The following is a 14,421-nucleotide window of genomic DNA, read 5'->3' as shown; positions in this document are numbered from 1 at the left end:
ATGACTACGACTTCCCGCCGCGGCAACGCTTACTGGCTGCAACTCGCGCTCACGCTCCTGGTTTGCCTCTTCATGGTGGTCCCGGTGGTGATGTCGGTGCTGGCCGGCCTGACCAACAATATCTTCATTGGCATAGCCAGCGGCCTGACCACGCGCTGGCTGGCGGAGGTATGGTCGCTCTACCGCAATACCATCTTCCTGTCGCTGGGCATCGCACTGGCCTGCCTTGCCTGCACGCTGGTGCTGGGCGTGCCGGCGGCCTACTACATGGCGCTGCGGCGCGGCCGCATCACGCGCCTGATCGAAGAGCTGCTGATGCTGCCGGTGGCAGTGCCGGGCCTGGCTACCGCCCTCGGCCTGATCCTGCTCTATGGCGGCTGGCAGGCGTTCCGCACCAGCTGGGTATTCATCCTGGTGGGCCACGTCCTGTTCACGCTGCCGTTCATGGTGCGCTCGGTGCTGGCCATCATGTCGGCCATCGATATCCGCACGCTGGAAGACGCCGCCGCCAGCCTGGGCGCGAGCCGGCTGCAGCGCTTCTTTACGGTGGTGCTGCCCAACTGCCGCCAGGGCATCCTGGCCGGAGCGCTGATGGTGGTAACGCTCTCGGTGGGTGAGTTCAACCTGACCTGGATGCTGCATACGCCCACCACGCAGACATTGCCCGTGGGTCTGGCCGATAGCTATGCATCGATGCGGCTGGAGATCGGCTCGGCCTACACCATCGTGTTCTTCTTCATGATCATTCCGCTGCTGGTGCTGATGCAGGGCCTCTCCGCGCTCGGCGCGCGCGCCCGCAAGCACCAGCCGCTTGCCGACAGCGGCGGCGCCGGGGCGATCTCCGGCACCGATCCGCTTTCCCCATCCGAGGCCCGCCATGCATGAACCGACCCCCATCACCCTGCGCCACTGCGGCAAGACCTTCGCCGACGGTACGCTGGCGCTGCAACCCCTCGACCTCGACATCGGCGCCGGCGAAACCGCGGTCCTGCTTGGTCCTTCCGGCTGCGGCAAGACCACCACGCTGCGCATCATCGCCGGGCTGGAATTCCCCGATCCCGGCGGCGTGGTCATGTTTGGCGATAGCGATGTGACGCCCCTGCCGATCGAGCAGCGCGGCGTGGGCATGGTGTTCCAGAGCTATGCGCTGTTTCCCAACATGACCGTGGCGGAGAACATTGCCTATGGCCTGCGCGTGCGCCGGACCGATCCCGCCGCGCGCCGCCGCCGGGTGGACGAGATGCTGTCCATGATGCAGCTCGGGCCCTTCGCCGAGCGCCGCATCGACCAGCTCTCCGGCGGCCAGCGCCAGCGCGTGGCGCTGGCCCGCGCCATCGCGGTACAGCCGCGCGTGCTGCTGCTCGACGAACCGCTGACCGCGCTGGATGCCAAGCTGCGCGATGCGCTGCGCGCCGACATCAACCAGTTGCTGCGCAGCCTGCATATCACCGCCGTCTATGTCACCCACGACCAGGCCGAGGCGATGGCGCTTGGCGACCGCATCATCGTGATGGACCGCGGCCGCATTGCCCAGACCGGCACGCCGCAGCAGATCTACCGGGCGCCGGCCAATGCCTTCGTGGCGGATTTCATCGGCACCATGAACCGCTTGCCGGCGGTGCCGGAAGCCGGTGCCTGGCGTGTGCCGGGTGGTCTGGTGCCGCGCCAGGACAACGCAGCGGGCGCCGCGCAGCCGGCCCGCGCCGAACTCTTGTTCCGCCCCGAGGACGTGGCGCTGGCCCGGGCCGAGGAGGCGCACCTGGGCGGCTCGGTCGTCACCGCGCTGTTCCTGGGCAACTACACGCGCTTGCTGGTCGACGTTGGCGCACCGGCGCCGCTGGTCGTCGACACCACCCGGCGCGATGCCTGGCATGCGGGCGACCGCGTCGGCCTGCGCCTTGATACCGGCCACCTGATCACGCTTTCCGAAGCGCTCGCAGCATGAACTCCCTGACCAGCACTCCGGGCAATCCGGGCAACCCCGGCGATCCGGCCGGCACCTACCTGCTCGCCCACATCACCGACCTGCACATCAAGGCCGGCGGCAAGCTGTCCTACCGCATGGTGGACACCGCCGGCGCGCTGCAGCGCTGCATCGACACGTTGCTGGACGCGCCACAGCGGCCGGATTCGGTCGTCATCACCGGGGATCTCGTCGACTTCGGCACCGAGGCGGAATACCGCTTCCTGCGTGGCATCCTGCAAGGCCTGCCGATGCCGGTACGGCTGCTGCCGGGCAACCATGACCACCGGGCTACCTTGCGCCGTGTCTTCGCGGATCACGATTACCTGTTCGCCGCCGGCGATGGCGATGCGCCCATCCACTACAGCGTGGAAGCCGGCCCGTTGCGCCTGGTTGCCTTCGACTGCACGGTGCCGGGCAAGCCTGGCGGCCGGGTCGATCCCGCCGCGCTGCCATGGCTCGAAGCCACGCTGGCGGCCGAGCCGGACCGGCCCACGCTGTTGATGCTCCATCATCCGCCCTTCCACACCGGCATCGGCCACATGGATCAGCAGGGCCTGGCCGGCGCCGGACTGCTGGAGGCGGTGGTGCGCCGGCATCCGCAGGTGGAGCGTGTGCTGTGCGGCCATTTGCACCGGCACATCACGTGCCGCTTCGGCGGCACGGTGGCCATGACGGCGCCGGGGCCCGCGCATCAGGTCACGCTGGACCTCGACCCGCAGGCCGCTTCGCGCTTTCGCATGGAGCCGCCCGGCTACCTGCTGCACTGGTGGCATTCCTTGCATGGGCTGGTGAGCCATGCGGCGGTCATCGGCGCATTCGGTGCCGACCACCCCTTCTTCGATGCCGCCGGCAAACTGATCGACTGAGCGGCGGCCGGACAAAAAAAACCCACAGCCGGGTGGATGTGGGTAATAAAGTGGTATGGGCAAGTCGCGGAAATCGCCCACGTCCGTATGGTGACACCCCGCGGCCGCGAGTGAAATAATCTTTCCGGACTAGAAGGCCGCCATGCGTCGCGCAGGCAGTCCCCAGTGTGCCTTCCGGCCACATCCCGGAAACCGCGTGGGCGCGCACGGCGCGGCACGGCCGCCCCGGAACACAAGCCGGGCTCTGCATTGCGTATCCCCTCTTTAGTGGRGAAATGGACAACACTGCAATAATCTAGTCCAATTCGCCCTTGACGATCGCTTTGAACCGGCGCTCCTTTCGCATTACCGTGGTTCCAGCGGCCGCTGCCGGCGCGCCGGCCGCCGTCCAACTTCCTACCATGCTCAACGCCCACCTGCTGCTGATCGACGACCACACACTGTTCCGCACCGGCCTGCGCTTGGTGCTGGCTGACAGCCCAAGCGTGGCAAGCATCATCGAGGCGGGTTCCGTCATGGGCGCGGTGGAGACGCATCGCGGCGCCACCGTGGATATCATCCTGCTCGACATCCAGATGCCCGGCCTCAACGGCATCGAAGGCGTCAAGGTGTTGCGCCGCCATTTTCCCGTTGCGCGCATCCTGATCGTTTCCGGCACCTCCGGGCTGGAGACCATCCCGGCCGAGGTACGCAAGGAGATTGCCGGCTTCCTGCCGAAATCCGCGGACAGCGTCCAGATCGAGATAGCCATCGCCGCCTGCCAGCAGGGCGACACCTACTTCATTCCGGACCCGACCGGCGAGAGCCACGACAATCCGGACGGCACGCCAAACGGCACGGCCAACGGCATCGCATACCAGTCCAGCTCGCTCACGCCGCGCCAGCTTGAAGTGCTGGAGCAACTCAGCCAGGGCCGCTCGAACAAGATCATTGCCCACCATCTGGGCCTCTCCGAGAACACCGTCCGGGTTCACGTGGCGGCCATTCTCGATCACCTCGGCGTAGTCAGCCGGGTGGAGGCGGTGCTCGAGGCGCAGCGCCGCGGCCTGGTGCAGACAGGCAGGTAGGTCATGGCCTTGCTCATCCCCCGCTTCGACGAACCGCGCCTGCTGGCCGCGGAAATGGAACTGATCGACCAGAGCTTCGGCATCGCCATGTTGGGCTGTGCGCTGGCGGCCTTCATCCTGGCCCTCGGGCTGGCGCTGGGCGGCGGGCATCCCGGCGCCTTCCCGTGGGCCCTCGCCATGGGCCTGGCCTGCGCCGCCGGGCACTTTGGGCGGCGCAGGCTGCCCGAGCGCACGAGCCAAGCCAAAGCGGGTCTTTACGCCCGTGCCATGACGGCCTTGCTGACACTGATCGGCGCGCTCTGGGGGCTGGCGGCATGGCTATACATGGATGTGAAGTCGCCCGCGACGGTGATCTGCATCCTGTCGCTGATCGCCGGCATGAGCGCGGCCGCGCTGGCGGTGTTCTCCGCCTGCCTGCCGGTCGCCGTGGGCTTCTTCGTGCCGGCCATCGTGCCGGTCTGGGCGGTCTTCATCGCCACCGGCGATGCCGCCTATCTGGCCATGTTCCTCGGCACGCCGCTCTATCTCGTTGTGCTCATGATCTTCGCGCGCAACTACGCGCGCGTGGCGCGCCACGGCATCGCGCTGCGCTTTGCCAACGTGGAACTGATCTCGCAATTGCGCGAGCAGACCGCCCGCGCGGAAAACGCACAGCGCGAGGCAGAGGAAGCCAACCGCGCCAAATCCGTATTCCTGGCCTCGGCCAGCCATGACCTGCGCCAACCGCTGCACGCGCTCGGCCTGTTCGTGGTCACGCTGGGCCGGTCCGATCTCACCGACAAGCAGCGCCAGTTGCTTACGCACATCGAGGCCGCCTCCTGTGCCGCGCGCGAGATGCTCAACACGCTGCTGGATTTTTCCAAGGTGGACGCCGGCGTGATCACCGCCCGGCCGCGCGCGTTCCTCCTGCAGCCGTTGCTGTACAAGCTGGAGAACGAGTTTGCGCCGCAGGCCGACGGGCGCGGCCTGTTCTACCGCACCCGGGATACCACCGCCACCGTGTTTGCAGATCCGACGCTGGTCGAGCTGATCCTGCGCAACCTGATCGCCAACGCCATCCGCTACACCAGCCAGGGCGGCGTGCTGGTGGCATGCCGCCGCCGGGGCAAGAGCATGGTGCTCGAGGTCTGGGACACCGGCGCCGGCATCCCCGCGTCCCAGCATCGCGCCATCTTCAAGGAGTTCCACCAGTTGGGCAACCCGGAGCGTGACCAGCGCAAAGGCCTGGGGCTCGGCCTGGCCATCGTGGAAGGACTGGCCCGCACCATGTCTACCCGGATCCTGCTGAATTCGCGGCCCGGCCGCGGCTCGGTGTTCCGCTTCGCCCTGCCCGTGACCGAAGACCGTGCCGAGACACCCGCCGCCAGCTTGCACCAAAGGCCCGGTCTGCGCGGGCTGCGCGTGCTGGTGATCGACGACGACCAGGAGATCCGCATCGCCATGAGGGCGCTGCTGGAGAGTTGGCAAGCCGTTTGCCTGGCGCTGGAATCCGAGGAAGAAGCGCTGGCGGCGCTTGACACCTTCAGACCCGACCTGTTGCTGGCGGACTACCGCCTGCGCGGCGAGCGCACTGGCCAGGAAGCGATGATGGCGATCCGCGAGCGGCTGGGCCACGCCCTGCCCACCGTCATCATTACCGGCGATACCGCCCCGGATCGCCTGCGCAGCGTGCATGCCGGCGGCGCCGCACTGCTGCACAAGCCCGTAGTGGCGCAACAGTTGCATACCGCCATGACCGCCCTGCTGCGCGATGCGGGCTGGCGCCAGGATATCCCCCGCTCCGCCGCCGGCAATGGCGCGGACCGCATGGCGCGTGCCGGGCGCTGAGGGGCCTGAGCGGCTCGCCAGCGCCCCTCGCCCCCTCATTCATGCGATTTTCGTATTAATTGATCCGTCCTATTAATTGGACTTAGAGCCAGTGCCCACCCAAACTGCATCGTGACAGTCGGCACGGGCGCCATCAGCAAGCCGCATCGCTTTCTCGCCAACGTGCCGCCAGGTTTCACCGATCCTAGCGAGGAGCCACCATGAGCACGCAGCCCGAACTGCCAAGACACGACTTGCTGATCGACGGCAAGCGCCTGCCACCCGGCACCGGAGAGTATTCCACCGATATCAACCCTGCCACGGAGCAGCCGATCGCCCTGGTCGCCCAGGGCAGCGCCGCCGACGTGGACTTGGCGGTGACCGCCGCGCGCGCCGCGCTCAAGGTCTGGAACGGCCTGCGCGCAGCCGAGCGCGGCCGCATCCTGTACCGCTTTGCCGAACTACTCGAAGCCCATCAGGAGGAACTGATCGCGCTCGAGAGCCTGGATGCCGGCAAACCGCTGGCCGCCGTGCGGCGCCAGGACATGCCGGCGGTGATCGATACCGTGCGCTACTACGCCGGCTGGGCCGACAAGATCAACGGCCAGGTGGTACCGACCCGCCCCGGCGCGCTGACCTACACCGTGCGCGAGCCGGTCGGCGTGGTCGCCGCCATCGTGCCGTGGAACTTCCCGCTGATGATCGGCATGTGGAAAATCGCGCCGGCGCTGGCCTGCGGCTGCACCCTCATTGTCAAACCCGCCGAGATCACGCCGCTGACCGCGCTGCGCGTCGGCGAACTGGCGCTGGAAGCCGGCCTGCCGCCCGGCGTGCTCAATATCGTCACCGGCAAGGGCAGCGTGGTAGGCAATGCGCTGGTGGCGCATCCCGGCATCGACAAGGTGACCTTCACCGGCTCGCCCGGCGTGGGGCGCGGCATCATGCAGGGCGCCGCCGCCAACTTCAAGCGCGTCACGCTGGAACTGGGCGGCAAGTCCGCCAACCTGATCTTTGCCGATGCCAACGTGGACGCCGCCGTGCGCGCGGCCGCCTCCGGCATCTTCTTCAATGCCGGCCAGGTGTGCTCGGCCGGCTCGCGCATCCTGGCGCAGCGCGAGGTCTACGACGAGGTGGTGGAGAAGCTCGCCGCCCGCGCCGCCTCGATCCGCGTGGGCGATCCGGCCGCGCCGGAGACCACCATGGGACCGCTGGTCTCATCCGCGCAGATGAAGACCGTGCTGGACTACGTGGAGATCGGCAAGCGCGAGGGTGCCATCGCGGTGACTGGCGGCGAGCGCGTGGGCGGCAAAGGCTATTTCGTGCAGCCCACCGTGTTCGCCAACGTCGAGCACGAAATGCGCGTCTCGCAGGAGGAGATCTTCGGCCCGGTCGCCAGCGTGATCCGCTTCGAGGACGAAGCCGACGCCGTGCGCATCGCCAATGGCACCGCATTCAGCCTGGCAGCGGGCGTGTGGAGCGCCGACATCGGCCGGGTGCACCAGGTAGCCGCAGACCTGAAGGCCGGCACCGTGTGGATCAACACCTATGGCCCCACCGACGTACGGCTGCCCTGGGGCGGCGCCGGCGACTCCGGACTGGGCCGTGAACACGGAGACGCCGCCATCGACAACTTCACCGAGCCCAAGGCGATCTGGTTGTCGCTGCGGCAGTAGGCGAACGAGGGGAGGCACGGCGGCGCCTCCCCGCCCGACGCCAGGAGGGTTAAGATCGCGGATGCGCCGGCATTGCCGGATTTGCCGGTGTTGTTCTTGGCATTGCGCGCCACACGATCCGTTCATTACGTCCCTCCTCCATGCCTGACAGACGCAAGTTCCTGCGCGCGGCGGCCGGCACCGTTGCCGGTGCGGGCGCGCTTTCCCTCTTGCCGCCCGCCGTCCGCAAGGCGCTCGCCATTCCCGCCAACCATCGCACCGGCAGCCTGCGCGACGTCGAGCACATCGTGGTGCTGATGCAGGAAGACCGGGCCTTCGACCATTACTTCGGGGCAATGCGGGGCGTGCGTGGCTTTGCCGACCGCTTCCCGATACCGGTGGCCGACGGCCCGGGCCTCGCCGGCAAGACTGTCTGGTACCAGCGCGACGTGAGCGACCCGGCCGCACCCGCAACGCTCGCGCCGTTCCATCTCGATACGGAGCACGTGTTCGAACTCATGCGCGTCACCGGCACGCCGCACACCTGGTCGAATACGCAGGACGCCTGGGGCCAAGGCTGCATGCAGCAATGGCCCACCTTCAAGAAGCGTCACGCCATGGGCTACTTCAAGGAGGGCGACGTGCCCTTCCAGTACGCGCTGGCCAATGCCTTTACGGTGGCGGATGCCTACCACGCATCGTTTCTCGGCGGCACCAATACCAACCGCTGCTTCCTGTGGAGCGGCACCAACGACCCGCTGGGCAAGGGCAACGGCCCGGCCATCGGCAACGCCTACAACAAGCTCGGCGGCGGCAAGCCCGATGGCGGCTATGCCTGGACCACCTATCCCGAAAGGCTCGAAGCCGCCGGCGTCAGCTGGCAGATCTACCAGGACATGGCCGACAACTACGCGCTCAATGCCACCGTCGGGTTCAAGACCTACCGGGATGCCTATCGCGGCGTGCCGGGTGCGCAGGCCGCGCTCAGGGACAAGGCACTGGGCACGCGCAACCTGGACCTGCTGCGCCAGGACGTGCTGGAAGGCCGCCTGCCGCAAGTGTCGTGGATCTGCCCCACGCGGCAGGGCTCCGAGCATCCCTCCCCGTCCAGCCCGGCGCAGGGCGCGGCCTATGTGTCCGCCGTGCTCGACGCGCTGACGGCCGACCCGGCGGTCTGGAGCAAGACCGTGCTGCTGCTGATGTACGACGAGAACGATGGCTTCTTCGACCATATGCCGCCGCCGGCGGTGCCGTCGTACCTCGCGTGGCACGCGGACCCGGCACAGGCCACGCTGGCCGGCGCCTCCACCGCCGACACCCGCGGCGAATACCACGAGCTGATCACCGGCGTGGAAGCCGACGACCTGCCGCGCTACCTGCATCGCCCGTACGGCCTCGGCATGCGCGTGCCGATGATCGCCATCTCGCCGTGGAGCAAGGGCGGCTGGGTCAACTCCGAGGTGTTCGACCACACATCGGTGATTCGTTTCATCGAAGCCCGCTTCGGCGTGCACGAGCCCAATATCACGCCGTGGCGCCGCGCGGTCTGCGGGGATCTCACCTCGCTGTTCGATTTCGCCGCGCCGGACCAATCCGACGCCGTGGCGTCGCTGCCAGCCACCGCGCCACGCGCGGCGCGAGCGCGGGCGCTGAAGGGCACGCGCATACCGGTCATCCCCGCGCTACCCGAGTTGCCCGTGCAAGCCGGCGGCACGCGCCCCTCGCGGGCGCTCCCCTATGCGCTGCACGCGCAGGCCCTGGCAGATGCCGGCAGTGCCGCGCTGCACCTGAGCTTTACCAATAGCGGCCGGGCCGGGGCCGTGTTTCATGTCTACGACCGGCTGCACCTGGAGCGCCTGCCGCGCCGCTATACGGTCGAAGCCGGCAAGCGCCTGGCGGGCAACTGGGACACGCGCGCCGACGGCGGCCGCTATGACCTGTGGGTGCTCGGCCCCAACGGCTGGCACCGGCATTTCACCGGGACCGCGGGCGCAGTGCCCGCACCGGAGATCGGGATCGTCTACGACATCTCCGCGCAAAGCCTGCGCATCACCTTGCGCAACGATGCGGACCAGCCCTGCACGTTCATGCTGGCTGCCAACGCCTACGTTAGCGGCGCGGCCCGCAGCACTACCGTGGCAGCCCGCACCAGAAGCACCCTGGCATGGCCAGTGGACGCATCGGGCGGCTGGTACGACTTCACCGTGACCGTAGCCGCCCTGCCCGGCTACGCGCGGCGCTGTGCCGGGCGCATGGAAACCGGCGCGCCCTCGGTGAGCGACCCCGCCATGAGTGGCCGTGCCATCGGGGAGCAATGGCAGCCGGCGGGATCCTCGGCGCCTGCGTGAAGCGCTTTCCCCAGTCTTGCAAATTCGTGCCGGCCAAACTCCGTGCAGCCCCTAGATCTTCGGGATGCGCAAGGTCTTGCTGATCATCAGCGAGCCAGACAGCACGAACAGCAGCGCGAGCGGATGCAGGTCCGCCGGCCCGATGGCCCACACGCCGCCGTAGAGCGCATCGCCCACCCGGCCCTGCCATGCGCAGAAGGCCAGCACGCCGGTCAGCAGTACGCTGGTGGGAATTGGCGTGCCCTCGAAGTACGCCACCTTGTCGCTGCCCTCGGACAAGATCTCGGCGGTCACGTTGAAACGTGCCAGGCGGCTCACGCCGCAGCAGACGAAATACACCAGCGCCGCCATGTCCCAGCCACCGCGCATGCCGGCGGCAAACGCCAGCGTTGCCGGGCCGACCCCGAACGAGATGATGTCCGCGAGCGAATCCAGCTCGCGGCCCAGCGCGGAGTGCTGGTGCCGCCAGCGCGCGATGCGGCCGTCGAGCACGTCGAAGATAAAGGCCGCCGGCGCCAGCGCTGCCGCCGCCATGAAATGGGCGGACGACTGCGTGGCGACGTAGAACATGGCGAAGAACACCGATGCCATGCCGCAGGCCGCGTTGCCGAGTGTGAACAGGTCGGCGAGATGCAGCTCGCGGACCATGGAAAAATGCTTGGGACGTTCTGGTGTGGATGCCATGGGGCGAACTCCTGAATCCTCTGGCGCATGAAAACTCCCGGCTCGCCAACAAGAAACGAACCAGGCGGCGGCGTGACTAGAAACGCAATCCCGCGTCGCGCAACGCGCTGGCGGTTTCACCTGCGCCGACGTGATGCACGGCCTGCCAGCCCAGGGACCGTGCCGCCGCCACATTGGCGGCGCTGTCATCGATGAACAGCAGCTCCCGCGCCGCGATTCCCGGCATGTGCGCACCGATGCGCGCCTCCATCAACCGGTAGATGGCCGGGTCGGGCTTGGCGATGCCAACCTCGCCGGACACCAGGATATCGCGGAACAATGACAGGAAATCGCCACTGCGCAAGGCGTGCGGATAGGTCTCGCTGGACCAGTTGGTCAGGCCGAACAGCGGCACCCGCGCGACGTGCAGGCGCCGCAGCAACGCCACGCCGTCGGCCAGCGGCCCGCGCAGCATCTGCGGCCAGCGGTCATAGAAGGCGCGGATCAGGCCGGCCTGCGCCGGATGCTCGGCCACCAGCGACTCGGTGGCCTCGCGCAGCGGCCTGCCCGCGTCCTGGCGGATATTCCAGGCGGGCGAGCAGACTTCCGACAGGAAGCGGGCGCGCTCTTGCGGGTCCGGGATCAACTCGCGATAGAGGTACTCCGGGCTCCAGTCGAACAGCACGCCACCAAAATCGAACACTACGGCACGGACGGTCACGGTATCTCGTTGGCTCGGTTGAAGACAAGACAGCATTCTCGCAGAGTCTGCCGGCCGTCAATATGAGATTTCTCTCAACATGCGGGCACGGCATTCCCCCTAAGCTTGCCGTTACCGGTCCATGCGCCCCGTGGGCGCCCCGGTCACGCAAGCGCCACGCCCCGACAGCGGCTGGCGCCGTGCCACGCAATCCGCCGAGCCCATGCCATGTCCCCGCCAAACCCCTTCCTTCCGCGCCTCATGCCAGCCTGCCTGGCATGGCTATGCATCGCGATGTCCGCCCACGCCGACGTGGGCCATGCCGAATCGCCGCGAACGCTGCCTGCCGCCGTCTCGCCGCAATGCGGCGCGCCGGCCACGCTGATCGCCAGTCTCCGCGACGCCAGCGAAGGCACGCCGTCCGTCGGCCGCAGGGTGGCGGTGGAGGCCGTGGTCACGGCGGACTACTCGGGCACCGGCGGCTTCAGCGGCTACTTCGTGCAGCAGGCCGACACCCGGCGCCAGAACCGCCCCGGCGTGTCGGAAGGCCTGTTCGTGCACGCGCCGCGCGCGGCGGCGCGTACCGGCGACCTGGTCCGCGTGCTCGGCACCGTCGAGGAGCGGTCCGGCCAGATGCAACTGAGGCAGTCCGGCCAGGCAACGGTCTGTGCATCGGCCCAGGCCGTCACCCCCGCCGTGGTCACGCTGCCCGTGCCCGACACGGGCGCGCTGGCGGCCTATGAAGGCATGCTGGTGCGGTTGCCGCAGACCCTTACCGTCAGCGAAACCTTCGAACTGGGCCGGTACGGCAGCGTGGTGCTCAGCCATGGCCGTCTGCCGCTGCCCACCAACGTGGCATTGCCGGGCGCAGCCGCCGCCGCCCAGGCCGCCGCCAATGCCTTGAACCGCCTGACCCTGGACGACGGCTCCAGCCGGCAAAACCCGCCGCTCGTCATCCATCCCGCACCGGGTCTCGGCGCCTCGAATACGCTGCGCGGCGGCGATACCGTCGCCGACGTGCAGGGCGTGCTGGAGCGGCGCCATGGCAGCTGGCGCGTGCAGCCCGTTCCGGGCGCACCGCCACCGGTGTTCCGGCCCGCCAACCCGCGCACGGGTGCACCGGTACGCACCGCCCGCACCGACCTGCGCGTTGCCGCATTCAACGTGGAAAACTATTTCAACGGCGACGGCCGGGGCGCGGGTTTCGATGACCCCGACAACCGCGGCGCCCGGACCCCGGCCGAGTTTGCCCGGCAGGAAGCCAAGATCCTGAGCGCGCTGCATGGGCTGAACGCCGACGTGATCGGCCTGATGGAGATCGAGAACAACGGCTATGGCGCGCTGAGCGCCATCCGCCGGCTGACGGACAAGCTCGGGCCCGACTGGCGCTTTATCGACCCCGGCGTGGAGCAACTCGGCCGCGATGTCATCAAGGTCGCCCTGGTCTACAACGCCCGCACCGTGGAACCGGCAGGCAAGCCGGCCACGCTCGAGCTGGGCCAGCGGACCCGCCAGCCCCTGGCCGCCACCTTCCGCCTGCGCGGCCTTCCGCGCAAGCTCACGGTAGTGGTGAACCATTTCAAGTCCAAGCGCTGCAACGATGCCCGCGGCGCCAATGCGGACCAGCGCGACGGCCAGAGTTGCTGGAACCCCACGCGGGTGGCGGCAGCCGCGCGGATCGCGGACTGGCTCGGCACCGCGCCCACCGGCGTGCCGGACGATGGCCGGCTGGTGATCGGCGACCTCAACAGCTACGCGCAGGAAGACCCGATCCGCCTGCTGGCCGAGCGCGGCTATGCCGACATGATCGCCCGCTTCGCCAGTGCGGGCGGCGGCGCCTACAGCTACGTCTACGGAGGCGAGGCCGGCTATATCGACCACGCGCTTGCCGATGCCGGTGCGGCCAGCCGCATTCTCGCGGCGCGCCACTGGCATATCAATGCCGACGAGCCGATCGCGCTGGCCTATCCGCTGGCCCACAAGAGCGAGGCCCAGCAACAATCCTTCTATGCGCCCGATGCCTATCGCTCATCCGACCACGACCCGCTGGTGGTGGACGTCGCCCTGCGCGACGATGCCGCCGCGCACGGCAACAGCACCGAGCCGGGCGGCAGCGCGGAAAGCGCCAACGCGGGGAACAGCGGCGCTGGCAATGGGGCGGAAACCGGCGGCGGGGGCGGTGGCGGCGTGGTGGATCCCTGGGTGATGGTGGCCCTGGCCCTGGCCGGCACCGTGGCGATAGCCGCGTGGCATCGCTTTGCCGGCCGCTCCCCGCTACGCTGATGCCCCCGCCGGATCGCGCCTGATGCTGTTGGCCMGATAGGCCACGATCAGCGCATTGGCGATGGCCAGCCCGATATGCAGCGCGCTGGGGTGAACCACTGCCTCATACATTTCAACCGGGATATAGATCGCACCCGACCATACCCCGAGCCACTTCGCCCAGGCCCGCTGGCACCACAAGCCGTAGGCCTCCGTGAAGCGCATGGCCGAGTACGTCGCGGCGGAGCCGCCGATGGCCCAAAGCCGCGCATTGCTCGGGTCGGACATCAGCGACAGGAAGATAGTCGGGTAGCGGCTTCCCGGGTTCAGGTGCAGGCGGGCAACGATCGCCTCGGCCAGCGCCTGCGCATCACGGTGCAGCAACGCTATGAGCCCCAGTCCGGCAAGGATCACCACCGCACCCTTGGCGGCCTCGAACAGCGCGATTCCCTTCAGGCCAGTGCCTGAACCGTGCTTTGCCATCTTGCCTATCCTCGTCAACGGTAAGGTGGCGATCGTACCCCGGCGCGGCGGCCAGCGGCAAACCCGGCGCCCCCGCCCAGGCGCTCAAGGCGCCGGGGCACACTGGTAACATTCCCCGGCCGGCGCCATCCGATGCCGGGCCGAGGCCGTCACATGAATCCCGAACACCTGCCCCTCCTGCTCACCCGCACCATGCCCTACGGCAAGTACAAGGGCCGCGTTATCGCGGACCTGCCCGGCAATTACCTGAACTGGTTCGCGCGCGAGGGCTTCCCGCCCGGCGAGATCGGCAAGCTGCTGGCGCTGATGCATGAACTCGACCACAACGGACTGGCCAGCCTGCTGGACCCGCTGCGTGGCCGTTAGCGCATCCGCRGCCTGCCGGCTCAACCCGCGGCAATCCTGTGAATGGACCGCCCCTGCGCCGTGCAGGGACTCGTCGCTTTCGCCAGTGCCAACCCGGGCAAGGTGACGCCGGTGTCCTATAAAGCGCCGGTCCGGCACTGACCGAAGTGATGGGCGGGCAGGTCGATGGCATGTTCAACCAGACCAACGCGGCCCTGCCCCAGGTCAAGGGCGGCAAGGTCGTCGCCATCGCCCAGACGGCA

General features: G+C 68.4%; 12 protein-coding genes. 9 read left to right on the top strand and 3 right to left on the bottom strand.

The genetic code is table 11. From position 1 onward, the window contains the following. The 7 genes from AC1DN0_RS09565 (at nt 1) to AC1DN0_RS09535 (ending at nt 9,705) form a co-directional block, all read left to right on the top strand. Nucleotides 1–885: an ABC transporter permease gene (locus AC1DN0_RS09565; RefSeq protein WP_441628838.1), complete on the top strand. Its 885-nt coding sequence runs from the start codon at nt 1–3 to the stop codon at nt 883–885. Further along, nucleotides 878–1,945: an ABC transporter ATP-binding protein gene (locus AC1DN0_RS09560; RefSeq protein WP_441628836.1), complete on the top strand. Its 1,068-nt coding sequence runs from the start codon at nt 878–880 to the stop codon at nt 1,943–1,945. The genes AC1DN0_RS09565 and AC1DN0_RS09560 overlap by 8 nt, the downstream gene beginning before the upstream one ends. Beyond that, nucleotides 1,942–2,832: a phosphodiesterase gene (locus AC1DN0_RS09555; protein ID WP_441628834.1), complete on the top strand. Its 891-nt coding sequence runs from the start codon at nt 1,942–1,944 to the stop codon at nt 2,830–2,832. The genes AC1DN0_RS09560 and AC1DN0_RS09555 overlap by 4 nt, the downstream gene beginning before the upstream one ends. A 401-nt stretch (nt 2,833–3,233) precedes the next feature. After that, nucleotides 3,234–3,899 (top strand): response regulator transcription factor, encoded by a 666-nt coding sequence (locus tag AC1DN0_RS09550; RefSeq protein WP_441628832.1) that lies wholly within the window; start codon nt 3,234–3,236, stop codon nt 3,897–3,899. A gap of 3 nt (nt 3,900–3,902) precedes the next feature. Then, on the top strand, nt 3,903–5,726 hold the full coding sequence (locus AC1DN0_RS09545; RefSeq protein WP_441628830.1) for an ATP-binding response regulator: 1,824 nt from the start codon (nt 3,903–3,905) through the stop codon (nt 5,724–5,726). 200 nt (nt 5,727–5,926) lie between these two features. Continuing rightward, entirely contained in the window at nt 5,927–7,378 is a 1,452-nt protein-coding gene (locus AC1DN0_RS09540; protein ID WP_441628828.1) for an aldehyde dehydrogenase family protein, read from the top strand. 140 nt (nt 7,379–7,518) lie between these two features. After that, on the top strand, nt 7,519–9,705 hold the full coding sequence (locus tag AC1DN0_RS09535; protein ID WP_477111218.1) for a phosphocholine-specific phospholipase C: 2,187 nt from the start codon (nt 7,519–7,521) through the stop codon (nt 9,703–9,705). Nucleotides 9,706–9,756: 51 nt separating this feature from the next. Here the strand turns inward: AC1DN0_RS09535 and AC1DN0_RS09530 are convergent, their stop codons facing one another. Further along, nucleotides 9,757–10,389, bottom strand: coding sequence for a CDP-alcohol phosphatidyltransferase family protein (locus AC1DN0_RS09530; RefSeq protein WP_441628824.1), 633 nt, complete (start codon nt 10,387–10,389; stop codon nt 9,757–9,759). Nucleotides 10,390–10,465: 76 nt separating this feature from the next. Next, the gene (locus AC1DN0_RS09525) at nt 10,466–11,089 is read right to left on the bottom strand and encodes an HAD family hydrolase (RefSeq protein WP_441628822.1); all 624 of its coding nucleotides are present in this window, start codon (nt 11,087–11,089) and stop codon (nt 10,466–10,468) included. A gap of 207 nt (nt 11,090–11,296) precedes the next feature. Here AC1DN0_RS09525 and AC1DN0_RS09520 point away from each other — a divergent pair, with 207 nt between their 5' ends. After that, a complete protein-coding gene (locus AC1DN0_RS09520; RefSeq protein WP_441628820.1) occupies nt 11,297–13,351 on the top strand; it encodes an ExeM/NucH family extracellular endonuclease in 2,055 nt (684 codons plus the stop codon). Here AC1DN0_RS09520 and AC1DN0_RS09515 read toward each other — a convergent pair. Next, a complete protein-coding gene (locus AC1DN0_RS09515; protein WP_477145676.1) occupies nt 13,343–13,813 on the bottom strand; it encodes a DUF2127 domain-containing protein in 471 nt (156 codons plus the stop codon). The two genes, AC1DN0_RS09520 and AC1DN0_RS09515, sit on opposite strands and share 9 nt — an antisense overlap. 153 nt (nt 13,814–13,966) lie before the next feature. On the opposite strand from AC1DN0_RS09515, the gene AC1DN0_RS09510 reads away from it, so the two are divergent. Beyond that, nucleotides 13,967–14,179, top strand: a complete 213-nt coding sequence (locus tag AC1DN0_RS09510) for a DUF3820 family protein (RefSeq protein ID WP_441628816.1) — start codon at nt 13,967–13,969, stop codon at nt 14,177–14,179. Nucleotides 14,180–14,421 lie beyond the last annotated feature (242 nt).

It is taken from the genome of Cupriavidus sp. 05N39, from assembly GCF_056397325.1.
This window is presented reverse-complemented; position numbering and strand designations above follow the sequence as displayed.

Bases quoted from the DNA above. Each gene is read 5' to 3' on its own strand.
- AC1DN0_RS09565 (WP_441628838.1), top strand. From the start codon at position 1: ATGACTACGACTTCCCGCCGCGGCAACGCTTACTGGCTGCAACTCGCG.
- AC1DN0_RS09555 (WP_441628834.1), top strand. From the start codon at position 1,942: ATGAACTCCCTGACCAGCACTCCGGGCAATCCGGGCAACCCCGGCGAT.
- AC1DN0_RS09545 (WP_441628830.1), top strand. From the start codon at position 3,903: ATGGCCTTGCTCATCCCCCGCTTCGACGAACCGCGCCTGCTGGCCGCG.
- AC1DN0_RS09510 (WP_441628816.1), top strand. From the start codon at position 13,967: ATGAATCCCGAACACCTGCCCCTCCTGCTCACCCGCACCATGCCCTAC.
- AC1DN0_RS09560 (WP_441628836.1), top strand. From the start codon at position 878: ATGCATGAACCGACCCCCATCACCCTGCGCCACTGCGGCAAGACCTTC.
- AC1DN0_RS09540 (WP_441628828.1), top strand. From the start codon at position 5,927: ATGAGCACGCAGCCCGAACTGCCAAGACACGACTTGCTGATCGACGGC.
- AC1DN0_RS09530 (WP_441628824.1), bottom strand. From the start codon at position 10,389: ATGGCATCCACACCAGAACGTCCCAAGCATTTTTCCATGGTCCGCGAG.
- AC1DN0_RS09550 (WP_441628832.1), top strand. From the start codon at position 3,234: ATGCTCAACGCCCACCTGCTGCTGATCGACGACCACACACTGTTCCGC.
- AC1DN0_RS09535 (WP_477111218.1), top strand. From the start codon at position 7,519: ATGCCTGACAGACGCAAGTTCCTGCGCGCGGCGGCCGGCACCGTTGCC.
- AC1DN0_RS09520 (WP_441628820.1), top strand. From the start codon at position 11,297: ATGTCCCCGCCAAACCCCTTCCTTCCGCGCCTCATGCCAGCCTGCCTG.